At 74.2% G+C, this 23,221-nt stretch carries 14 protein-coding genes; 11 read left to right on the top strand and 3 right to left on the bottom strand.

Annotated elements, in window-relative coordinates:
* The first annotated feature begins 487 nt into the window (after positions 1–487).
* Both OG618_RS26140 and pepN read left to right on the top strand, forming a co-directional pair.
* Complete coding sequence (locus OG618_RS26140) at positions 488–2,182, top strand: outer membrane protein assembly factor BamB family protein (protein ID WP_329489975.1); 1,695 nt, start codon at positions 488–490, stop codon at positions 2,180–2,182.
* 155 nt (positions 2,183–2,337) lie between these two features.
* The gene (pepN, locus tag OG618_RS26135) at positions 2,338–4,929 is read left to right on the top strand and encodes an aminopeptidase N (RefSeq protein ID WP_329489974.1); all 2,592 of its coding nucleotides are present in this window, start codon (positions 2,338–2,340) and stop codon (positions 4,927–4,929) included.
* Between the two features lie 113 nt (positions 4,930–5,042).
* Here the strand turns inward: pepN and OG618_RS26130 are convergent, their stop codons facing one another.
* Both OG618_RS26130 and malQ read right to left on the bottom strand, forming a co-directional pair.
* A complete protein-coding gene (locus OG618_RS26130; RefSeq protein WP_380391966.1) occupies positions 5,043–5,273 on the bottom strand; it encodes a hypothetical protein in 231 nt (76 codons plus the stop codon).
* A gap of 10 nt (positions 5,274–5,283) precedes the next feature.
* Complete coding sequence (gene malQ, locus OG618_RS26125) at positions 5,284–7,383, bottom strand: 4-alpha-glucanotransferase (RefSeq protein WP_329492277.1); 2,100 nt, start codon at positions 7,381–7,383, stop codon at positions 5,284–5,286.
* A gap of 357 nt (positions 7,384–7,740) precedes the next feature.
* On the opposite strand from malQ, the gene OG618_RS26120 reads away from it, so the two are divergent.
* Positions 7,741–11,709: a beta-N-acetylglucosaminidase domain-containing protein gene (locus OG618_RS26120; RefSeq protein WP_329489972.1), complete on the top strand. Its 3,969-nt coding sequence runs from the start codon at positions 7,741–7,743 to the stop codon at positions 11,707–11,709.
* A 215-nt stretch (positions 11,710–11,924) separates the two neighbouring features.
* On the opposite strand, the gene OG618_RS26115 is transcribed toward OG618_RS26120, so the two are convergent.
* Positions 11,925–12,569 (bottom strand): HNH endonuclease, encoded by a 645-nt coding sequence (locus tag OG618_RS26115; protein ID WP_329489971.1) that lies wholly within the window; start codon positions 12,567–12,569, stop codon positions 11,925–11,927.
* 524 nt (positions 12,570–13,093) lie between these two features.
* Between OG618_RS26115 and OG618_RS26110 the strand changes: the two genes are divergently transcribed.
* The 8 genes from OG618_RS26110 (at position 13,094) to OG618_RS26075 (ending at position 23,134) form a co-directional block, all read left to right on the top strand.
* Entirely contained in the window at positions 13,094–14,314 is a 1,221-nt protein-coding gene (locus tag OG618_RS26110; RefSeq protein WP_329489970.1) for a mechanosensitive ion channel family protein, read from the top strand.
* A gap of 297 nt (positions 14,315–14,611) precedes the next feature.
* A complete protein-coding gene (locus OG618_RS26105) occupies positions 14,612–15,802 on the top strand; it encodes an ROK family transcriptional regulator (protein ID WP_329489969.1) in 1,191 nt (396 codons plus the stop codon).
* A 199-nt stretch (positions 15,803–16,001) separates the two neighbouring features.
* A complete protein-coding gene (locus OG618_RS26100) occupies positions 16,002–17,312 on the top strand; it encodes an extracellular solute-binding protein (protein WP_329489968.1) in 1,311 nt (436 codons plus the stop codon).
* A 21-nt stretch (positions 17,313–17,333) separates the two neighbouring features.
* On the top strand, positions 17,334–18,332 hold the full coding sequence (locus tag OG618_RS26095) for a carbohydrate ABC transporter permease (RefSeq protein WP_329489967.1): 999 nt from the start codon (positions 17,334–17,336) through the stop codon (positions 18,330–18,332).
* 20 nt (positions 18,333–18,352) lie between these two features.
* Positions 18,353–19,267, top strand: coding sequence for a carbohydrate ABC transporter permease (locus tag OG618_RS26090; protein WP_329489966.1), 915 nt, complete (start codon positions 18,353–18,355; stop codon positions 19,265–19,267).
* A gap of 8 nt (positions 19,268–19,275) precedes the next feature.
* On the top strand, positions 19,276–20,556 hold the full coding sequence (locus OG618_RS26085; RefSeq protein ID WP_329492276.1) for a 6-phospho-beta-glucosidase: 1,281 nt from the start codon (positions 19,276–19,278) through the stop codon (positions 20,554–20,556).
* Between the two features lie 135 nt (positions 20,557–20,691).
* Positions 20,692–21,711: an N-acetylglucosamine kinase gene (locus OG618_RS26080; protein ID WP_329489965.1), complete on the top strand. Its 1,020-nt coding sequence runs from the start codon at positions 20,692–20,694 to the stop codon at positions 21,709–21,711.
* A 454-nt stretch (positions 21,712–22,165) separates the two neighbouring features.
* Positions 22,166–23,134: a GNAT family N-acetyltransferase gene (locus OG618_RS26075; protein ID WP_329489964.1), complete on the top strand. Its 969-nt coding sequence runs from the start codon at positions 22,166–22,168 to the stop codon at positions 23,132–23,134.
* Positions 23,135–23,221 lie beyond the last annotated feature (87 nt).

The raw sequence follows: 23,221 nt of genomic DNA, 5'->3' as shown, positions 1-23,221 counted from the left end.
TCCACCCTTCCAAGGGCGAGGGAACCCCTCCGCCGGGCGATCCCTTCAACTCCTGAAGCCTAGGGCCTGACGGCGTCGGGTGGCGCGGCTACCGCGGGGGCGGAGTGGGGAAGGTGGTCCCGGTGGACTGCTCCGGGGGCCTCGCACGGCGCCGGGCGGTGTGCCACCGGGCGCCGGGCGGGGTACCGCCGGGGGGCCGGGCGCCGGCGACGGGGCCCCAGCTCAGAGCCGCGACGCGCGGCCTGCCGGGCTCCTGCGACCGGCCGAAAACCGCCCACCCGTACCATGGTGCCCATTCTCACCCGTCCCACCGGCCACGGACGTGACCGGCCGGGGGACGCTTCCAGACATGACGGGGCATCAGATGGCAGGGGATCACCCTACGCCGGGGGCAGGCGACACACCCGGTACCGGGCCGCAGGACAATCGGGGCGTCTCGCTCGGCCGCACGCCGGGAGGCGTGGACCCGGCCGCCGTGGCGAACCAGATGACACAGCTCGACGGGGCTCCGGTCCCCGGGCAGGGCGGACCGGCCGCGCCGGGCGCCGCACCCGGGCAGCCGCCGGCCCCGGGCAGCGATTACGCCTACGCGCCCACCGCCGCCGCCTTCCCCGCCCAGGGCGCCCCGCCGCCGCCCGGCGCCGCACCGGCCGGCCCGTACAACCCGGCCCAGCCCCCGTTCCCGGCCCCCAACGCCGGCCAGCAGTACGGCTACACCGCCCCGCCGCCGGCCGACGGCGGAGCCGGGTACGGCTACCCGCAGCAGCAGCCCGGGTACGCCTTCCCCGGCGCGCCGGTGCCGGCGCCGCCCAAGCGGCGCAACCCGGTGATGGTCTGGGGCGGCATCATCGGCGGTGTGCTGGCGATCGCCATCGTCGCCGGTCTGGTCGTGCTGTTCACCGAGAACAAGAAGGACCCGGACACCCCGTCCGCGGACGGCGGCACCAGCAGCACGGGCGGCACCACCGACAGCTCGACCACCGACCCCTCCGCGGGCACCGGCGGCGGCAGCGGCGGCAAGGCGGGCTCCTACAGCCTCGCCTGGACCGCCGCCAAGCCGGCCAACGCGGCCAGCGGCTCGCAGCTGCTCGGCATCTGGGGCGCCGACAAGGCCGTGGTGCGCGCCGACAGCTACGGCATCCGCGCGCTCAACTCGGCCGACGGCAAGGAGCTGTGGACGCTCGCGCCGCCGGCCGGCAGCAAGGAGTTCTGCGCCGTCTCGTACGGGGTGAACTCGAAGCACATCGCCGCGGTCGCGCTCAACACCGGTGACAGCGACTGCTCCACCGTCGGCGCGGTCGACATCAGCACCGGCAAGCTGCTCTGGTCGGCCAAGGTCAGCACCGAGCGGATGTCCTCGCCCACCCTGACCGTCACCGAGAAGGTCATCGGCATCGGCGGCAACGTGGCCGGCGCGGTGAACATCGCCGACGGCTCGCCGGTCTGGCAGTTCCAGCCCCGTGACAAGGACTGCAACGTCTACGGCAAGGTCGCCGGCACCCAGATCGCGGTGAGCGACCGCTGCTACGGCTCCAACGCCAACCCCAAGTCGCAGCTGGTGCTGGTCGACACCGACACCGGCAAGACCACCAGCCCCGCGCCGGTCCCGTTCACCGGCAGCATCGAGCGCATCGACAAGGTCGTCTCGGACCAGCCGCTGGTGCTGCTGGTGACCAGCGGCCCGAACGGCGACTACATCCTGCCGTTCGACAAGAGCAACAAGCCGATGACCCCGATGTCGGTCAAGGAGCCCGGGGCGGACAGCCTGCGGCTCTCCGGCCAGGCGGACGCGTTCACCCAGAACGTCGTCAGCGGCACCACGCTGTACGTCCAGACCAACCCGAGCAAGCCCGCCGTCAACGCCTACGACCTGACGACCGGCAAGCGGCTCTGGTCGTCCACCGGCGGCACCAACGACGGCATCCGGCTGGTCTCCGGCACCGACAAGGACGGCAAGGTCCGGGCCGTGCTGGACATGGGCTACGGCAAGGGTGCCAAGATCGTCACGCTCGCGCCGGCCGACGGCGCGGCGACCGAACTCGGCACCATCACCAGCCAGAAGAACTCCGACTTCATCGGCTCCAGCACCACCGAGTACGTGCTGCAGTCGGACGGTTCGCTGTACGGCTTCGCCCGCAGCGCGGGCTCGGACGCGCCCGTGGTCAAGTACGCGAAGAAGTGACGCCGGGGGCGTAGCGCCCCGGTGCCCGACCCGGTCGAGGGCGGGGCGGAACAGGCCAACCCGCCTGTTCCGCCCCGCCCTCGAACATTTCCCCGGGCGCCGCGCGCCGGGCATGGGAGGATGCGAAGCATCAGCCTGACGAAGGAGTCCTGCGAGTGCCCGGCACCAACCTCACCCGTGAGGAGGCCCGTACCCGGGCCGACCTCCTGCACGTGGACGCGTACGACATCGAGCTCGACCTGAGCTCGGCCCGGGAGGGAGGCACCTTCCGGTCCACCACCGTGGTCCGGTTCAGCGCCAACACCCCCGGCGCGTCCTCCTTCATCGACCTCGTGGCGCCGAGCGTCGAGGAGATCACCCTCAACGGCGAGCGGCTCGACAACGCCAACTTCTCCGACAGCCGGATCACGCTGCCGAACCTGGCCGCCGAGAACGAGCTGCGGATCGTCGCCGACTGCGCCTACACCAACACCGGTGAGGGCCTGCACCGGTTCGTCGACCCGGTCGACGACGAGACCTACCTGTACACCCAGTTCGAGGTGCCGGACGCCCGCCGCGTCTTCGCCACCTTCGAGCAGCCCGACCTCAAGGCCACGTTCGCCTTCACGGTGACCGCGCCCACCGGCTGGGTCGTGGTCTCCAACTCGCCCACCCCGACCCCGGTCGGCGAGGGCGACAGCCAGGTCTGGACGTTCGAGCCCACCGGCCGGATCTCCTCCTACATCACGGCACTGGTAGCCGGCCCGTACGTCGGGGTCTTCGACAGCTACGAGAACGGCGACCAGAAGGTCCCGCTGGGCGTGTACTGCCGCCCGTCGCTGCGCGAGTTCCTGGACGCCGAGGCGATCTTCGAGGTCACCAAGCAGGGCTTCGACTACTTCCAGGAGAAGTTCGACTTCCCCTACCCGTTCGCCAAGTACGACCAGCTGTTCGTCCCGGAGTTCAACGCCGGCGCGATGGAGAACGCGGGCGCCGTCACCCTGCGGGACCAGTACGTGTTCCGCTCCAAGGTGACCGACGCCGCGTACGAGGCGCGGGCCGCGACCATCCTGCACGAGCTCGCCCACATGTGGTTCGGCGACCTCGTCACCATGGAGTGGTGGAACGACCTCTGGCTGAACGAGTCGTTCGCGACCTTCGCCGAGGCCGTCTGCCAGGCCGAGGCCCCCGGTTCGAAGTGGCCGCACTCCTGGACCACCTTCGCCAACCAGATGAAGACCTGGGCGTACCGGCAGGACCAGCTGCCGTCCACCCACCCGATCATGGCCGACATCAACGACCTGGAGGACGTCCAGGTCAACTTCGACGGCATCACCTACGCCAAGGGCGCCTCGGTCCTCAAGCAGCTGGTGGCGTACGTCGGCCAGGACGCCTTCTTCCAGGGCGTGCAGGCCTACTTCAAGCGGCACGCCTGGGGCAACACCCGCCTGGCCGACCTGCTCGGCGCACTGGAGGAGGCCAGCGGGCGCGACCTCAAGGCCTGGTCCAAGGCGTGGCTGGAGACGGCCGGCATCAACGTGCTGCGCCCGGCCCTCACCCTCAACACCGACGGCGAGATCGAGTCCTTCGCCGTGCTGCAGGAGGCCCCCGCGCTGCCGGCCGGTGCCAAGGGCGAGGCCGTCCTGCGCCCGCACCGGATCGCCATCGGCCTCTACGAGCTGGCCGACGGCGCACTGGTGCGCACCGACCGGATCGAGCTGGACGTCGACGGTCCGCGCACCGAGGTCCCCGAGCTGGTCGGCCGGCACCGCCCGGCCGTCATCCTGCTCAACGACGACGACCTCTCCTACGCCAAGGTCCGCCTGGACGAGGACTCGCTGGCCGTCGTCACCGAGCACCTCGGCGGCTTCACCGACTCGCTGCCGCGCGCCCTGTGCTGGGCCTCCGCCTGGGACATGACCCGCGACGGCGAGATGGCCGCCCGCGACTACCTGGAGCTGGCCGTCTCGGGCCTCCGCCGGGAGTCCGACATCGGCGTCGTCCAGTCGGTGCACCGCCAGGTCAAGCTCGCCCTCGACGCCTACACCGACCCGGCGTGGAGCGAGCAGGGTCTCGCCCGCTGGGCCGAGGCCGCCGAGGAGCAGCTGCGCGCCGCCCAGCCCGGCAGCGACCACCAGCTGGCCTGGGCCCGCGCGCTGGCCGCCGTCGCCCGCAGCGAGGGGCAGCTGGACCTGCTCGCCGCGCTGCTGGACGGCTCGGTCGAGATCAAGGGCCTGGCCGTGGACACCGAGCTGCGCTGGACGCTGCTCGGCCGGCTGGCAGCCACCGGCCGCGCCGACGAGGCCGCCATCGCGGCCGAGCTGGCCCGCGACAACACCGCGGCCGGCCAGGAGCACGCCGCCAGCTGCCGCGCCGCCGTGCCGACCGCCGAGGCCAAGGCCGCGGCCTGGGCCTCGGTGATGGAGTCGGACAAGCTCACCAACTACGTCCAGGACGCGGTGATCGCCGGCTTCCAGCAGGCCGACCAGCGCGAGCTGCTGGCGCCCTACGGCGCGAAGTACTTCGCGGCGCTCAAGGGCATCTGGGAGAGCCGCAGCCACGAGATCGCGATGCTGATCATCGTGGGGCTGTACCCGTCGCTGCAGGTCGAGCAGGCCACGCTGGACGCCACCGACGCCTGGCTGAGCACGGCCGAGCCGGCGCCGGCGCTGCGTCGCCGGGTGATCGAGCAGCGCGCCGGGGTCGAGCGCGCCATCAAGGCGCAGGCCGCCGACCGGGCGGCGGGCGCCCGGGCAGCGGGGCACTGAGCCGGTCGGGGTCCCGGGGCCGAGCCCCGGGACCCCACTGACGCCCGAGGGGGCGCCGGACGATGTCCGGCGCCCCCTCGGGCGTTGTACCAGGCTCGGGTGGAAGCCCTCGGTTACTTCTTCTTGTCCTTGCTGCCGTACGGCAGCCCGGCGAGGCCGGCGATGACCACGAAGGCCACGATCGGCAGCAGCACGTACAGGCCGAGGGTCTGGGCGACGCTCAGGCCGCTACCCGGGTCGTCGCCGTCGTCCCGGGAGAGGGCCATGGCGGGCGACGACAGCAGCATCATCAGCGTGACCGTTGCGGTGACCGCGCCGGCTCGCAAAGCGTTCCTCTTGTCCACGCTGCTCAACTTACCCGCCGCTTACGTCGCCGCGCTCGGCGGGGTCGGCCTTTCGGGCCTGCCCGCCGGCGGCCCGCAGAACGCCGGTCAGGGCCTGTGCGGCCGGGGCGGCGGCCAGCTCGTCCAGCGTCACCGGGCGGCCGGAGCCGTCCGCGACCGGCAGCCGCCAATTGGGGTACTGGTCCCAGGTGCCGGGCAGGTTCTGCGGGCGCGGGTCCCCCACCAGGTCGGGCAGCCAGAGGCCGACCAGCTCGGCCGGGGTGGCCCGCAGGAAGCGGTACAGCGCCGCCGCCGAGAGCTCCTCGCCCTCGGCCAGCAGGCCCAGCCGGGTCAGCTCGGCCCGCCACTCGGCCAGCTCGGCCGCCGCCTGCGCCTGCTCCTCGTCGAGCGACCTGGCGAGCAGGCCGAGCCGGTGGCGCAGCTCCACGTGCTCGCCGGTCAGCCGGGCCGCGGTGCTCGGGAGGTCGTGGGTGGTCAGGGTGGCCAGGCTGCCCGGCCGCCAGCGCTCCGGGGGCAGGATCTCGCCCTCGGCCTGCCAGTCCCGCTCGAACCAGAGCACCGAGGTGCCCAGGACGCCGCGCGCCGCCAGCTCCTCGCGGACGCCCGGCTCCACGGTGCCGAGGTCCTCGCCGATCACCGCCGTGCCGGCCCGGTGCGCCTCCAGGGCCAGCACGCCCAGCATCGCCTCGGCGTCGTAGTGGACGTAGGCGCCCTCGGTCGGCGGGTGGCCGGCCGGCACCCACCAGAGCCGGAACAGGCCCATCACGTGGTCGATCCGGATCGCCCCCGCGTGCCGGGCCGCCGAGCGCAACAGCTCCGCGTACGGGGCGTAGCCGGAGGCGGCCAGGGCGTCCGGACGCCAGGGCGGCAGGCCCCAGTCCTGGCCGTGGGCGTTGAAGGCGTCCGGCGGGGCGCCGACCGAGATGCCGCCGCCCAGCGCGTCCTGGAGCGCCCAGGCGTCGGCGCCGTCGGGGTGGACGCCGACGGCGAGGTCGTGGATCAGTCCGACGGCCATGCCGGCGGTGCGCGCGGCCTGCTGGGCCCCGGCGAGCTGCCGGTCGACCTGCCAGGCGAGCCAGCGGTGGAACTCCACGCGGTCCGCCAGCTCCTCGGCGGCGAGGACGACGTGCGGGCTGTCCGGATGGCGCAGCCCCTTCGGCCAGGCGTGCCAGTCGGCGCCGTGCACCTCGGCGAGGGCGTTCCAGAGCGCGTACCGCTCCAGCCACTCGCCCTCCCGCCGCCGGTAGGCCTCGTAGGCGGCCCGGGCGCCCGTGCCGGGCTCCACCTCGTGCAGCAGCTCCAGGGCGCGGCGCTTGAGCGCCCAGACGGCGTCCCGGTCGATCAGTCCGTCGTGGCCCAGCACCTCGGCGCGCAGCCGGGCGGCGCGCCGGCCCAGCTCCTCGGCCTCGGCCCGCAGCTCGCCCGTCAGGTACGCGTACCCGGGTACCGCCTCGACCCGCAGGTGGACGGGGTCGGCGAAGCGGCGCGAGGAGGGCCGGTAGGGGGACGGGTCGGAGGGCGTGCCCGGCAGCCCCGCGTGCAGCGGGTTGATCTGCACGAAGCCCGCGCCGAGGCTCCCGGCCCACTGGGTGAGTTCGGCGAGGTCGGCGAGGTCGCCCATGCCCCAGGAGCGGTCGGAGAGCACGGAGTAGAGCTGCGCGAGGAAGCCCCAGCCGCGGCCGGGGAGTTGCGGCAGCCGCTCCGGGGCGACGATCAGATGGGCGTCCTGGCGCGTGCCGTCGGTCACCGCGCTGAGCCGGTGCCGCCCGAGCGGCAGGTCGGCGGGCAGCCAGTGCGAGTGCCCGCGCGGCAGCTCCCAGACGCCGCCGTCCTCCAGCTCGACGCTGAGCCGGGCGTCCGCCGGCACGTCCAGCGCCGTCCGCCGCCCCGCCCGCACCACCACGCAGGGCGGCAGCAGCCGGGCCCGCTGCCCGGCCCGGTGGCGCTCCAGCGCCACCCGGGCCGCCTCCGGCGTGCCCGCCTCCACGCCCAGCGCGGCCAGCACCGCCACCAGGGTCCGCGCCGACGGCTGGAGGGCCGTGTCCACCCCGTACGCCTGCGCCAGCGCGACCAGCTCGGCGGGAGGCGGCGGCGCGTCCTGCGCGGGCACCTCCAGGCCGTCGGCTCCGTCACGGTCGAGATAAGCGGCCACTCGCGGCTCCTGCGATGTCTCGGCAACGCCCGGTCAGAACAGCCACAGTCCTACCCGCGTGACACCCCGGTCACCCGGTGCGACACACGGGCCGGGCCGGGGACGCCCGCCGACGGTGCGTCATCCGGGCCCGCGCGGCGGGCTCGGACGGCCGGCGGGGGCGCCCGCGACGGCACGCGGGCCGGGGTTCCGCGAAGGAGGGTGATGAAAGTACAAAAAGGACAAACTTGGCATACCCGTCGGTGACGTTGACACCGGCATGGCCAACTGGTGGGCTTTGGCGCGTTGTGGTCGATGCCTGGCGAGGAGGCTCCTGTGCAAGCCCGAGTGTCCGTCGCCGCGGGGCGGCGGTTGAGGCAGCAGCTGGAGCAGAGTCCGGCGCTGCGGGACGTGTTGCAGCACCCGGCGGCGCTGGCGGCGCGGCGGGCGACGGCGCGGACGTGCCGTCAGCTGGCGCCCCGGACGGCGGACCGGCTGATCGCGGATCTCAAGGGCACGGAGCCGCTGCTGGCGTCAGTGCGGGCCGAGCGGGCCCGGGCCTGGACGCCGAGCCGGCGCCGGACGCTGCAGGTGGCGGCGACGCTCTCGGCCGCGGCCGTGGTCGGCGGGCTGCTGGTGAGCGGCCCGGCCGCGTACGCCTACAGCCCCGGGCCGGACGTGGTGAGCACCGCGGCGCAGACGCCGCTGGGCAGTGTGAGCAACCCTCAGGTCTTCCCGCGGCCGCAGGAGCAGAGCGTGGCCGGCAGGCCGGTCACGGTGCCCGCCGCGGTGACGCTGGTGACCTCGGCGAAGGCGGACCACGGCGCGGTGGACACCGTGCGCGAGGTGCTGGGCGTGGCCGGGGCCACCACGGTGACGCCGCAGGCGGAGGCCGGGACGCCGGCCGCCGGATCGCTGGTGGTCTACGTCGGCGGACCGGCCGAGGAGGCCGGCGGCGAGGTCGACCGGGCGCTGCGCGAACTGACCGCGGCGGCCGGCGGCAAGGACGGCGGTGCGCCCTCCACGGCGGGGATGCCGGCCGGCGGGTACGTGCTCTCGGCAGGCCAGCTGCCGGCCCCGGGCGGCGGGACGTACGGCGTGGTGGTGCTGGCCGGGGCCGACCAGGCGGGCACCTTCTACGCGGCGCAGAGCATGCGCCAGCTGCTGGCCGCCGTACCGGCCGGACAGGGGCAGGCGCCGGGCGCGGCCGGTCTCGGGCTGCCCGGGATCACGCTGCGCGACTGGCCGTCCGGCGCACCGGTGCGCGGTACCGCGGAGGCGTTCTACGGCACCCCGTGGAGCCAGCAGCAGCGCCTCGACCAGCTGGACTTCCTGGGCCGCTCCAAGCAGAACTTCTACCTCTACGCCCCCGGTGACGACCCGTACCGGCTCTCCCGCTGGCGCGACGCCTACCCGGCGGCCCGGGCCGAGGACCTCAAGGCGCTGACCGCCCGGGCCGGGGCGAACCACGTGACGGCCGGCTACGCGATCGACCCGGGGCAGTCGTTCTGCTACAGCTCGGCCAAGGACGCGGACGCGCTGGTCGCCAAGCTGGACGGGCTGCGGGCGCTCGGCTTCACCGCCTTCCAGCTGCAGTTCCTGGACGTCTCCTACGACGAGTGGCACTGCGGCGACGACCGCTCCAAGTACGGCACCGGTCCGGCCGCCGCCGCCAAGGCGCAGGCCGAGCTGGCGGCCAAGGTGCAGGACCGGCTGATCGCGAAGCACCCGGGGCTGGCGCCGCTGTCCGTGGTGCCGACCGAGTACCACCAGCAGGGCTCCACGCCGTACCGCAAGGCGCTGGCGGCGGCGCTGCCGGCGGGCGTGCAGGTGGCCTGGAGCGGTGTCGGGGTGATCCCGGAGAAGATCACGGGCGCTCAGGCCGCCGAGACCGCCGAGCTGTACGGGCACCCGCTGGTCACCATGGACAACTACCCGGTGAACGACGCCAACCCGGACCGGCTCTTCCTCGGCGCCTACACCGGCCGGGACGCCGAGGTCGCCACCCGGTCGGCCGTCATGCTGACCGGTGCGATGGAGCAGCCGGTGGCCTCGCGGATCGCCCTGGCGACCGCCGGGGACTTCGCCTGGAACCCGGGCGGGTACAAGCCGGAGGACTCCTGGCAGGCCGCGCTGCGCTCGCTGGCGGGCCCGGCCGGCGCCACCGCCGCCCCGGCCGGGGCGGTCCTGGCCTCCGTCACCGCGCTGGCCGGCAACAGCTCCTCCTCGCCGCTGTCCAAGGAGGAGTCCGGCTACCTCAACCCGCTGCTGGAGCGGTTCTGGGCGACCGCCGAGCCGAACGCCGGCGCGGCGCCCGACCTCGCCCGGCTGATAGAGGCGGCGGCCCCGCTGCGGGAGTCCTTCGCCGCGATGGCGGGCGCCCAGCAGACCCTGAGCGCCACCCCGGCCACCGCCCCGCTGGCCGCCGAGGCCGGCGCCTGGCTGGCCCCGCTGCGCGACTACGGCCTGGCCGGCCAGGCGGCGCTGGACATGCTGCTGGCCCAGCGCGGCGGCGACGGCGCGGCGGCCTGGCGGGCCCGGGTGGAGCTCAACAAGCTGCGCGAGCAGCTCGCCCAGAGCCCGGCGACGGTCGGGGCGGGCGTGCTCGGCCCGTTCCTGGAGCGCGCCGTGCGGGCCGCCGACAACTGGGCCGGCGTGGTCGGCGGCGGGGCCGCCCCGACCACCACCCTGGGCACCGCGCACGACCACCTGCCGGCGCTGATGACCGACGGCGTGGCCGACACCTTCTACTGGAGCTCGGCGCCGCCGCAGCCCGGCGACTCGGTGGGCCTCGACCTCGGCGGCGGCCGCCCGGTCGGCAGCGTCACCGTGCTGATGGGCTCCTGGGGCAGCGGCCCGGACGGCCAGAACGCGCTGGACGACTACATCCACGACGGGGTGCTGGAGTACTCCACCGGCGAGGGCGGCTGGAAGCAGCTCGCCCAGGTGAGGAACCAGAAGAGCGTCACCGCCCAGCTGCCCGGCGGGGCGGTCGTGCGCGGGGTGCGGCTGCGGGCCACCGCCGCCCAGAAGACGGCCGTCGCGGTCCGCGAGTTCACCGTGACCGCGCCGGACGAGGCCCCGGCCAGTGTCACCGGCGGCCCGGCCGCGCTGCCCGGCGCCTCGGCCGGCGCCGTGCTGGACGGCAACCCGGACACCGCCTACCGGGCGGCCACCGCGCCGACCGCCGCCGACGAGCCGCTCACCGTCGAGCTGGGCGCGGCCCGGCCGCTGGACCGGCTGACCGTCCTCACCGACCCGACCGTGCGGGCCTCGGCCACCGTCTCGGTGCGGCGCGCCGACGGCAGCTGGGCGGAGATCGGCACCGTGCAGCCCGGCTACAACGAGCTGCCGGCCGGCGGCCAGAGCGCGGACGCCTTCCGGCTGGCCTGGAAGCCCGGCGGGGAGCCGCCGGTCGTCAACCAGGTGATCCCCTGGTACGCGGACGCCCCGGCCGCCCGGCTGAGCCTGGCCGACGCCGCGCTGGACGTGGTGACCGGCGCGGCCGCGCCGGTGCAGGCCCGCGCGATGATCGAGGCGGGCCGGCCGGAGGGCGCGGTGGGCGAGCTGCGCACCGAGGTGCCGGCCGTGGCCAAGGGCCTGACCGTGGCGCCGGCCTCCGGGGTGAGCGTGCCGCGCGGCGGCCGGGTGGGCGTGCCGCTGCTGATCAGCGCCGCGCCGGGGACGCCGTCCGGCACCTACCAGGTGCCGGTGCAGTTCGTGACCGGCTCGACCACCGTGCGGCAGGTGCTGCAGGTGCACGTGGTGCCGCCGACCGGCGGCCCGGACCTCGCCGGTACCGCGAAGGCCGCCTCCTCGGCCGACGAGACCTCGGCCTTCCCCGCCTCGGCGGTGGCCGACGGCGACCCGAAGAGCCGCTGGTCCTCCCCCGCCAAGGACGACGCCTGGGTCCAGCTGGAGCTGCCGAAGGCCGCCCACCTGGGCTCGGCGGTGCTGCACTGGCAGGCCGCGTACGCCTCCTCGTACAAGATCCAGGCCTCGGCGGACGGCGTCTCCTGGACGACGGTGGCGACGGTCGACGACGGCAAGGGCGGCAACGAGACGGTGCGGTTCGACGCGCCGGACGCGAAGTTCCTGCGGGTCCAGGGCGTCGCCCGGGCGACCAAGTACGGCTACTCGCTCTGGGGCGTGGAGCTGTACGCCGTCACCGACCCGGCGACGGCCGGGCAGCCGGCCACGACACCGGGCACCCCGGCGGTACCGGCCACGCCCGCGGTGCCGGCCGCCCCGCCCGCGACCACCGCACCGGTGACGCCGTCCGGATCGCCCTCGCAGAAGCCGTAGCCCACGCGGAAGCCGTGGGCACGCGGAAGCCGTAGCCGCGCGGAAGCCGTAGCGGAGCCCGCCGCGCGGGGCCGTGCCGGGCCGGGCGGGCCCGGAGGTCGCGCCCGCCGTGACGGGCCCTCGAACGGCGGGCCGCCGCGCTCCCCGATACGGGGTGCGCGGCGGCCCATGAGGCGTACCGGAGATATGACGGGCAAGCCCTTGGTGGAGCGGGGTCAGGCGGAGAGCGGTTCGGCCTGCTCACCGCGGCGGACGGGGGCGGCGTGGGCGCCGTGCGCCCGGGTGAGCGGCAGCGCGTGCGCGGCCTCGGTATGGTCGTGGTGCTCGTACTCGGCCCACTGCGGGGCGTGCAGCTGGTCGCCGCCGCCGTACGGCTCCAGGTAGGGCCGCCAGCGCGGATCCTTGATCCCGGTGCCGATGATGCGCCAGGCCAGGCCGCTGGGCGGGGCGGGCGGGCGCTTCATCCGCCAGCCGAGTTCGGTGAGGTGGCGGTCGGCCTTGGTGTGGTTGCAGCGGCGGCAGGCTGCCACCACGTTGTCCCACCGGTGCTGGCCGCCCCGGCTGCGCGGGATGACGTGGTCGACGCTGGTGGCGGCGGCCCCGCAGTAGACGCAGCGGCCGTGGTCACGGGCGAACAGCGCCCGGCGGGTGAGCGGGACCGGCCCGCAGAACGGGACCCGGACGAAGCGGGTCAGACGGACGACGGACGGCGCCGGAAGGGCGCTGGTGGCGCTGTGCAGAGTGACTCCCGAGTCCTCCAGGCTGACCGCCTTGTGGTTGAGGACCAGGATGAGTGCGCGGCGCATCGATACGACGCCGAGCGGCTCGTAGGACGCGTTGAGGACCAGGACGTGCGGCACGGATGCCTCCTTGGACGCCTGCGGCGCGTGGCTCGCGCCGGGACGAGCGGTTCGACCGCGCAACGGGTGCGTGATCTCCCCCAGTGTCGCCTTACGCCTTTGTACGGCGCCACCACTCCTGTGTAACGGAGCGGATGTGAACTCCGGGTGTGGGTTCTGTCATACCCGATATGCCCGGGCGAAGGACGGGTTGCACCCGGGTGCCCTCCCGGAGGACCCTTCGCCCGCTCGGAGCAGCGGGCCACCCGGGTGCCGCCCGGACGGCGCCCGGGCCGTCCCGGCACCGTTCGGGGGCCGCGCGGGGGTCGCCCGGGGGCCCGACCCGGGGCGTGCCGGGGCGTTGACGGGGCGTCCGGACCGTGGTCACGCGCCCCGGAGCGGCTCCCGCCGGGCGGGTGGCGGCCGCCCGGCGTGTCCGGGGCGCGGCCGGACGGCGGATAGGCTAAGGCGGACGGTCCGCAGGCCCCGGGTGTGCTTCCGCGTCGGCGGGCTGTGCCACGCCCCCTGCAGGAAGGTCCCCGCACGTGTTCAGGTCCGGTGCCGCCGGTCTCCTCGCCGACGCGTCCACGACGCTCTCGTCCACGCCGCCGAGCCCGTCCCCGAGCCCCACGGCCCCGCAGCTGCCGCAGTTCGACCTCAGAATCCCGACCAGCGCGCAGGAGGTCAGCGACACCACCAAGCAGGCGGCCGGCTGGTTCGACTCGCACTGGCAGGACTGGCTGGCCGGCGGGGTGCGGATCGTCTTCATCGTCGTGCTGGCGCTGGTGCTGCGGGCCGTGGTGCGCAAGCTGATCACCCAGTTGATAGCGCGGATGATCAAGCCGAACGAGGCCGACGAGGAGCCCGGCCGGCTCGGCGGGCTGCTGGCCAACACCGGGGTGGTCAACCCCGAGCGCCGGCAGCAGCGCTCCGAGGCGATCGGCTCGGTGCTGCGCAGCGTCGCGTCGTTCAGCATCCTGGGCACGGCCGCGCTGATGGTCCTCTCGGCGCTCGGCGTGAACCTGGCGCCGCTGCTGGCGAGTGCCGGTGTGGCCGGTGTGGCGATCGGTTTCGGCGCCCGCAACCTGGTCACGGACTTCCTCTCCGGGGTCTTCATGATCATGGAGGACCAGTACGGCGTCGGCGACGAGATCGACACCGGGGTGGCCACCGGCACGGTGCTGGAGGTCGGCCTGCGGGTCACCAAGCTGCGCGGCGCGGGCGGCGAGATCTGGTACATCCGCAACGGCGAGGTGAAGCGGATCGCCAACATGAGCCAGGGCTGGTCGACCGCCTCGGTGGACGTCCAGGTCGGCTACAAGGAGGACCTGGCCCGGGTCGAGGCGCTGATCCAGGAGACCGCGGAGACGCTGGCCAAGGAGGCGCCGTTCGACGAGCTGGTCTGGGCGCCGGTCTCGATCCTGGGCGTGGAGTCCGTCGCGGTGGACTCGGTGGTGCTGCGGGTCGAGGCGCGCACCGCCCCGGGCAAGGCGCTGTCGGTCGCCCGGGCGCTGCGGCACCGGCTGAAGACCGCGTTCGACCAGGCCGGGATCAAGGTCAAGGAGGAGCCGCCGGCCGCCGCCGGCGTCGCCGCGGCCACCGGGGCGGCGGCCTCCGGGGTGGTGCTGACGGCCGCCTCGGTGACACCGTCCGCCGACACCGCCCCGCCGTCCGCGCTGGCCGACCCGGCCTCGCCGCGCTACCTCGCGACGGCGCCGATACCGGCTCCCGTCAAGCCCGCCGACGACGCCTCCAAGGCGCCCTGACGGCCCGGGCGCCCGGACGCCGACGGCCCCGCCGCCCGGCCCGGGCGACCCGCGCACCCGGGCGCCGACGGCGCCGGAGCGCGGCGCGAACCGGAGCAAAGCCCCGCCTCCCGGACATCGGGGAGCGGGGCTTCGCGCTGCCCGGTAACGCTTCGGCATCCACCGCCGGAGGGACCATTGACACCCTCCTGACGAGGACCGTACGGTCCTGTCCAAGCGACTGGAAAGTTTCCTAACAGTTCGCTTCGAGCCCACCCGGTGATCACCGTGACGTGTCAGGAGAGGAGGATCCGCGTCGTGAGCAGACCATCCGCCAAGGCCCCCCTCGCCGGCACCCCCAGCCTGCTGCGCGCCATCAACGACCGCGCGGCCCTCGAACTGCTACTGGAGAACGGCCCGCTCTCGCGGACCCAGATCGGCACCCTGACCGGCCTCTCCAAGCCCACCGCCTCCCAGCTGCTGGCCCGCCTGGAGGCGGCCGGGCTCGTCCTGCCGGTGGGCACCACCGCCGGCGGGCCGGGCCCCAACGCGCAGCTGTACCAGGTGAACCCGGCCGCCGGTCACGTCGCCGGCCTGGACGTCACCAACAGCCACGCCCGGATCGCGGTCGCCGACATCACCGGCGTCACGCTGGCCGAGCACGTCGTACCGACCAAGGGCTGGACCGCCGCCGAGACGGTCACCCGGGTCGCCGCGGCCGTCGCCGGGACGGTCCGGGCCGCCGGGCTCGCCGAGGGCGCCCTGCGCACGGTGGCGATCGGCGTCGGCGGCGCGCCCGACCCCGTCACCGGCAAGCTCCGCTACGCCTCCCACCTGCCCGGCTGGCACTCCCCGCGACTGGTGCAGGACCTCTCCGAGGCGATCGGCGCACCGGTGTCGATCGAGAACGACGTGAACCTCGCCGCCGTCGCCGAGCAGGCCTCCGGCGCGGCGCGCGGGTTCGAGGACTTCGTCCTGCTCTGGGCCGGCGAGGGCATCGGCGCGGCGATCGTGATCGCCGGCCGGCTGCACCGCGGCTTCACCGGGGGCGCCGGGGAGGTCGGCTACATGCCCGTCCCCGGCTCGCCGGTGGTGCGGGACGTCCGCCGCCGCAACTCCGGCGGGTTCCAGGAGCTGGCCGGCGCACCCGCCGTCCGGGCCCTGGCCCGGGAGTACGGGCTCGGCGCGCCCAGCGCGGAGGAGTCGCTCGCCAAGGCCCTGGCGACCCCGGGGGCCGGCGACGAGTTCCTCGCCGCGCTGGCCGGCCGGCTCGCCGTCGGACTGGCCGCGATCGTCGCCGTCGTGGACCCCGAGCTCGTGGTGGTCTCCGGCGGCGTGCCGAACGCGGGCGGCGAGCGGCTGCGCGCCCTCGTCGAGGAGGAGCTGGCCCGGATCTCGATCGCCCGGCCGGAGGTCCGCAGCAGTGCCCTGCCCGGCTCACCCGTCCTGCTCGGCGCACTGCAACGCGCCCTGGCAGCCGCTCGCGAGGCGGTCTTCTCCACGCACTGAAGGCCGTCCCACCGCGGCCCCCGCCGCACCGCCCACCGCCGGTTCCCACCGCACCGAAGCCCTGCACCAAAGCCCCTGCACACCTCTCCCCAACCCCCTTACGCGGGACCAGAGGCAATGACGCCTGCCCGCGCGCCCCCAGGAGGATCTCGAAGTGCACTCCACCACCTCTCGCAGAAGCCGCCGGACGATCGCCGCCGTGACCGGCAGCGCCGTACTGGCCCTGCTCGCCACCGCCTGCACCGGGTCCAGCGACGGCGGCGGCAGCGACGACTCCGCCTCCGGCAAGGACGTCACCATCAGCTTCTGGCACGGCTGGAGCCAGGACTCCGAGGTGAAGGCGATCAACGACAACATCGCCGCCTTCGAGAAGGCCCACCCGAACATCCACGTCAAGACGACCGGCAACATCGCCGACGACAAGGTCAACCAGGCGCTGCGGGCCGGCGGCGACGCGGCCCCCGACGTGGTCTCCTCCTTCACCACCAACAACGTCGGCATGTTCTGCTCGACCAAGGCCTTCGCCGACCTCAAGCCCTTCCTCGCCAAGGACAACATCGACGCGGCCAAGACCTTCCCGGCCGCGATGCTCAACTACACGCAGTACCAGAGCAACCAGTGTTCGCTGCCGCTGCTCGGCGACGCCTTCGGCCTGTACTACAACAAGGCCGCCTTCGCCGCCGCCGGCATCACCGCCGCGCCGAAGACCTTCAGCGAGTTCGCCGCCGCCGCGGCCGCGCTGACCGTCCCCGAGGGCGACGGCTACAAGCAGCTCGGCTTCATGCCGCTCTACCACGGCTACGAGTCGACCACCGAGCACTTCCTCGGCCAGTGGGGCCCCAGCTACTTCGACGGCTCCGGCAAGTCGAACCTCGCCACCGACCCCAAGATCGCCTCGATGCTGACCTGGCAGAAGGGCCTGGTCGACAAGCTCGGCGGCTACGACAAGCTGGACAAGTTCCGCGCCACCTTCGGCGAGGAGTTCAGCGCCAAGAACCCCTTCCACACCGGCCAGGTCGCGATGGCCATCGACGGTGAGTGGCGGACCGCCTCGCTCGCCGAGAACAAGCCCGACTTCGAGTGGGCCACCGCGCCGTTCCCGGTGCCGGACGACCAGGTCGACACCTACGGCCGCGGCTACCAGACCGGCACCATCGTCGGCATCGCCAGCACCAGCAAGAAGCAGGCCGCCGCCTGGGAGCTGGTCAAGTTCCTGACCACCGACACCGACGCGGTGGTCAGCTTCGCCAACGCGATCCACAACGTGCCGAGCACCTTCGACGCGCTCAACTCGCCGAAGCTGATCAGCGACGCGAACTTCAAGACCTTCCTGGACATCGCCAAGAACCAGCACTCCGGCACCACGCCGGCGAGCGTCAACGGCGGCGCGTACATCGTGTCGCTGCAGAACCTCGGCTACGCCTACGAGTCCGGTCAGCAGAAGGACCTCCCGGCCGGCCTGACGGCCACCGCCAAGGAGATCGACGCCGCCATCGCCCAGGCCAAGTAGCCAGCGGCCCACGGAGCTCCCATGTCACTCGCGTTCGGCACCCGCAAGGGCACCGGATCGACCGACCCGGCGGCGCCCTCCACGCAGCACCTGCTGCGCCGGAAGCGCCGCCGGGAGGCGGCCCGCACCCTCGCCTTCCTCTCCCCCTGGCTGATCGGCTTCGGCGTCTTCTTCCTGTACCCGCTGATCTCGACGGTCTACTTCTCCTTCACCAAGTACAACGGCTTCGGCTCGCCGGCCTTCACCGGCCTGCAGAACTGGGACTACGTCTTCAACGACCTCCCGGCGTTCTGGCAGGGCCTGCGCAACACCGTCTGGCTGGTCTTCATCATGGTCGGCCTGCGGGTGGCCTTCGGCCTCGGCATCGGCCTGCTGATCACCAAGGTCAAGACCGGCGCCGGCTTCTTCCGCACCGCGTTCTACCTGCCGTACCTGGCACCGCCGGTGGCCGCGACCGTCGCCTTCGCCTTCCTGCTCAACCCCGGCACCGGCCCGGTCAACCACTTCCTCGGCGAGATCGGACTGCCGCAGCCCGGCTGGTTCTCCGACCCGTCCTGGTCCAAGCCCTCGCTCACCATGCTCGCCATGTGGGGGATCGGCGACCTGATGGTCATCTTCATGGCGTCCCTGCTGGACGTCCCGAAGGAGCAGTACGAGGCCGCCGAACTGGACGGCGCCGGCCCGCTCCAGCGGTTCCGGTTCGTCACCCTGCCGAACATCTCGCCGATCATCATGTTCGCGGTGGTCACCGGCGTCATCCAGACCATGCAGTACTACACGCAGGCGATCGTCGCCGGGAAGGTCGCCGGCGGCAACGCGGGCAACTCCGGGCAGCAGTTCGAACCCGGCTACCCGCAGGGCTCCACCTGGACCCTGCCGCAGATGGTCTACAACCTCGGCTTCCAGCGCTTCAACTACGGCGCGGCGTGCGTCGTCGCCCTGGTGCTGTTCGCCATCTCGATGGCGGTCACCTCGATCCTGCTCCGCCGCAAGTCCGGCTTCATGTCGAACGACGACTAGGGCCCAGTGAGGACACGATCATGACTCTCAGCTCCACCCTCACGGCGCAGGCCCCCGCGAAGGGGCCCGCCCGGCGCGGCGCCCCCACCGCCGCCGCCCGCGCCGCCCGCCGCCGCGCGCTGCTCAACTGGGTGGCCGTGCACTCGCTCGCCATCGCCGCCACGCTGTTCTTCCTGCTGCCGTTCGTCTTCGCCTTCCTCACCTCCGTCATGACGGACAACCAGGCGCTCACCACGGACTACTGGCCGACCTCCTGGGAGTGGGGCAACTACGCCAAGGTCTGGAACACGCCCGGCTTCCTCACCTGGTGGCGCAACACCCTGCTGTACGCCGGCCTCGGCACCGCGCTGACCATCGTCTCCAGCCTGCCGGTGGCCTACGCGCTCGCCAAGTTCCGCTTCCGGGGCCGCAATCTGGCGCTGATGGCCGTCATCTCGATGATGATGCTGCCGCCGCAGGTCACCATCATCCCGATGTACCTGTTCTGGGCGAAGGAGCTCGGGCTGAGCGGCTCGCTCTGGCCGCTGATCATCCCGATGGCCTTCGGGGACGCCTTCTCCATCTTCCTGCTGCGGCAGTTCCTGATGACCATCCCCAAGGAGTACATCGAGGCGGCCCGGATCGACGGCTGCGGCGACCTGCGCACCCTGCTCAAGGTCGTGCTGCCGATGGCCAAGCCGGCCATCGCCGCCGTCGCCCTGTTCCAGTTCTTCTACTGCTGGAACGACTACTTCGGCCCGCAGATCTACGCCAGCAACAAGCCCGGCGCCTGGACCCTCTCCTACGGCCTGGAGTCGTTCAAGGGCGCCCACCACACCAACTGGAACCTCACCATGGCCGCCACCCTGCTGGTGATGGCGCCGGTGATCGTCCTCTTCTTCTTCGCACAGAAGGCCTTCATCGAAGGCGTGACACTGACAGGGGTCAAGGGCTGATGTCCGCACTGAAGTTGGCCATCGTGGGTGGCGGTTCGACGTACACCCCCGAACTCATCGACGGTTTCGCCCGGCTGCGCGACACCCTGCCGATCGCCGAACTCGTCCTGATCGACCCGGCCGCCGACCGGCTGGAGCTGATCGGCGGGCTGGCCCGGCGGATCTTCGCCAAGCAGGGGCACGGCGCCGTGGTCACCACGACGACCGACGTCGAGGCGGGCGTCGCCGACGCCGACGCGGTGCTCCTGCAGCTGCGGGTCGGCGGGCAGGCGGCCCGCAACCAGGACGAGACCTGGCCGCTGGAGTGCGGCTGCGTCGGCCAGGAGACCACCGGGGCGGGCGGCCTGGCCAAGGCCCTGCGTACGGTGCCGGTGGTGCTGGACATCGCCGAGAAGGTCCGCCGGACCAACCCCGACGCGTGGATCATCGACTTCACCAACCCGGTCGGCATCGTCACCCGGGCGCTGCAGCGCGCCGGGCACAAGGCCGTCGGCCTGTGCAACGTCGCGATCGGCTTCCAGCGGCGGTTCGCCCGGCACCTCGGCGTCGACCCCGAGCTGATCCGCCTCGACCACGTCGGCCTCAACCACCTCACCTGGGAGCGCGGCGTCACCCTGCTCGACGCCCCGGGCGCGACCACCGGGCGCGAGGTGCTGCCGGAGCTGCTCACCGGCTTCGGCAAGGAGATCGCGGACGACATCCGGCTGCCGCGGCGCGTCGTCGAGCGCCTCGGCGTGGTGCCCTCCTACTACCTGCGGTACTTCTACCAGCACGACCTGGTCGTGGAGGAGCTGAAGGTCAAGGGCTCCCGGGCCGCCGAGGTCGCCGAGATCGAGCGGCAGCTGCTGGAGATGTACGCCGACCCGGCCCTGGACACCAAGCCGGAGCTGCTCGGGCAGCGCGGCGGCGCGTTCTACTCCGAGGCCGCCGTCCAGCTGATCGCCGCCCTGCTGGGCACCGGCGGCGGGACGTCCGTGCAGGTGGTGAACGCCCGCAACGACGGCGTGCTGCCGTTCCTGCCCGACGACGCCGTGATCGAGGTGCCCGCCGAGGTGGACGCCGCCGGCGTGCGCCCGCTGCCGCAGCGCCCCGTCGAGCCGCTGTACGCCGGCCTCATCGCCGCGGTGACCTCGTACGAGCGGCTCGCCCTCGACGCCGCCCTGCACGGCGGCCGCGACCGGGTCTTCGACGCCCTGCTCGCCCACCCGCTGGTCGGCCAGATCGAACTCGCCGACCAGCTGACGGACCGGCTGCTCGCCCACAACCGCGAGCACCTCGCCTGGGCCTGACGTGTCCGTTCCGTCCGGCCCGCGCCCCCGGCCGCCGTCGCCGCCGACCGCGGCGACGGCCCGCCGGGCCGCGAGGAGACCGACCACCCCCGGCCGGGGACAACGGCCGGGCCACGTACGAGCCGCGGGGACCTCATGACCCACCAGCCCGAACCACTACTGCCCGGCGTTCTCGCCATCGACGCGGGCAACTCCAAGACCGACGTCGCCCTGATCGGCGCCGACGGCACCGTGCTCGGCGCCGCCCGGGGCGGCGGCTTCGCACCGCAGAAGATCGGTGGCGCGGCGGCCGTCGCCGGCCTCGCGCCGCTGGTCGAGGAGGCGGCCACCGCTGCCGGGCTGACCTTCCGCAGCGGTGTGCTGACCACCCACGTCAGCGCCTGCCTCGCCAACGCCGACCTCCCGGTGGAGGAGGCCGCCCTGCGCACCGCCCTGGAGTCGCACCCCTGGGGCCTCAGCAACACCGTCGTCAACGACACCTTCGGTCTGCTGCGGGCCGGCACCGACGGCCCGCGCGGCGTGGCCGTCGTCTGCGGGGCCGGCATCAACTGCGTCGGCCTGCTGCCCGACGGCCGCACCGCCCGGTTCCCCGCCCTCGGCGAGCTGACCGGCGACTGGGGCGGCGGCAGCGGCCTCGCCGTCAGCAGCATGTGGCACGCCGTCCGCGCCGAGGACGGCCGCGGCGGCCCGACCGGGCTCGCCCGCGCCATCGCCGAGCACTTCGGCCTGCCGGACACCGGCGCCGTCGCCGAGGCGATCCACCTCGGGCACCTGCCCTTCGGGCGGCTGCACGAGATCGTCCGGGTGCTGTTCGCGGTGGCGGAGACCGGCGACCCGGTCGCCCTGGAGCTGATCGACCGGCAGGCCGACGAGATCACCCGGCTCGCCGTCGTCGCGCTGCGCCGCCTGGACCTGCTGGACGAGCCCACCCCGCTGGTGCTCGGCGGCGGGGTGCTCTCCTCCCGGCAGCCGCTGCTGCTCGACAACCTGACGGCGCGTCTGGCCGCGGCGGCGCCGCTGGCCGAGCCGCGGGTCGTCGTGGCGCCGCCGGTGCTGGGCGCCGCGCTGCTCGGCCTCGACCACCTCGCGGCCGGGCCGGCGGCCCAGGCCCGGGTGCGCGAGGCGTACGACCCGGCCCACCCGGTCGCCGCCTGATCCATCGCAGGCCCCCGAGACTCCGCCCCCGACAGGTCCGCACACCCGTCGGGGGCGGTCCTCGTGCGGCGGGCGCCGGGGGCGGTGGCGGCGCGGGTGCCGGGCCTTCCCCCGGCGACCGCGGCCGCGCAGCCGTGTCGTCGCCGCGGCCTTTTCCGCCACCGTGACCGCGGCGGCGCGAGAAGTCGGACCGGCCGACTTCTCGCGCCGTACGGCCTTGACCTCAACCGCACTTCATGGTGTGGGATGGGCATCGACGGCGGCGCACGCCGCCGGGGATCGTGGCCGGTCGAACGACGCGGTCGATGCCCCGTCCGTAGGGTGACGACCGGCCTCGGGCCAGTGGGCCGCCTCCGCACCCGATCGTGCCGGAGGCGGCCCCGGGCCCCGTCCGGCCGGGTCGGCTCGCCCGATCCGGTCGACAGGGCGGCCGCCGATGGCGCAGAGTCGCGGCATGCCCCGACTTCCGCTGCCGTCCCTCCCGGCCCACTACCGGAGCCGGGCCGCCACCCCGGCCGACGCACCGGCGATCCACCGGCTGGTCGCCGCCCGCGAACGCGAGTTGCCCGGCGGCGCCGGCGGCGGGGCCGAGAACGCGGTCGACGGCGTGGCCGCCGACCTGGCCCTGCCCGGTCTGGACCCGGCCCGCGACACGCTGCTGGTGCTGGACGCGGCGGGCACCGTGGTCGCCCGGGCCTGGGTGCACGGCGGTCGGCGGAGCAAGGTGGACGTCCACCCGGCGCACCGGGGACAGGGGTTGGGCGGCGCGCTGCTCGACTGGGTCGAGGCGCGGGCCCGGGAGCTGGGCAGCGAGCGGCTCTCGCAGACCGTCCGGGACGGCGACCGCGCCGCCGACGCGCTGCTGCGTTCGCGCGGGTACGGGCCGTTCGTCACGCAGTGGCTGCTGGAGATCGCGCTGCCCGCCGGGCCGGCGGCGCCCGTACCACCGGCCGGGATCACCGTCCGGCCGTTCCGCGCCGGCGACGAGCGGGCCGCGTACCGGCTCACCGAGGACGCGTTCGACGAGTGGCAGGTGCGGCGCAAGCCCTACGAGGAGTGGGCGCGGCACACCGTCGAGCGGGACACCTTCGCGCCCGCGCTCTCGCCGGTCGCGTTCGCGGCCGGGGAGATGGTCGGCGCGGTGCTGTCGCTGGACCTGCCGGACACCGGCGAGGGCTACATCGAGCGGGTCGCGGTCCGGCGGGACCACCGCGGCCGGGGCGTCGCCCGGGCGCTGTTGCGGGAGGCGTTCGCCGCGTTCCACCGGCGCGGCCGGCGGGCGTGCACGCTGTGGACGCACTCGGAGACCGGCGCGCTCGCGCTGTACCAGCGGGTGGGGATGACCGTCCGGCTCGGCTCGACGGTGTACGGCAAGCCGCTCCACCCGGGCGGGGCCGGCGGGCCGGCCCGGTCGGGCGCGTGAGCCGGCCGTTCGGACCCGCCGGGAAGTTACCGTTCGGTAGGCTCCGGGCCGGGGTCGTCGATCGACGCAGGAGCAGGGGGCGCACAC

Origin of the sequence: Kitasatospora sp. NBC_01246 (genome assembly GCF_036226505.1) — a bacterium.
GTDB lineage: Bacteria > Actinomycetota > Actinomycetes > Streptomycetales > Streptomycetaceae > Kitasatospora.
Note: the sequence above shows the minus strand (reverse complement) of the source record. Positions and strands in the feature narration are given on the sequence as shown.

What these genes read in the sequence shown, in the direction of transcription:
- OG618_RS26140 (WP_329489975.1), top strand. Translation starts at nt 488, where the DNA reads ATGACACAGCTCGACGGGGCTCCGGTCCCCGGGCAGGGCGGACCGGCC.
- OG618_RS26095 (WP_329489967.1), top strand. Translation starts at nt 17,334, where the DNA reads ATGTCACTCGCGTTCGGCACCCGCAAGGGCACCGGATCGACCGACCCG.
- OG618_RS26090 (WP_329489966.1), top strand. Translation starts at nt 18,353, where the DNA reads ATGACTCTCAGCTCCACCCTCACGGCGCAGGCCCCCGCGAAGGGGCCC.
- OG618_RS26080 (WP_329489965.1), top strand. Translation starts at nt 20,692, where the DNA reads ATGACCCACCAGCCCGAACCACTACTGCCCGGCGTTCTCGCCATCGAC.
- OG618_RS26075 (WP_329489964.1), top strand. Translation starts at nt 22,166, where the DNA reads ATGCCCCGACTTCCGCTGCCGTCCCTCCCGGCCCACTACCGGAGCCGG.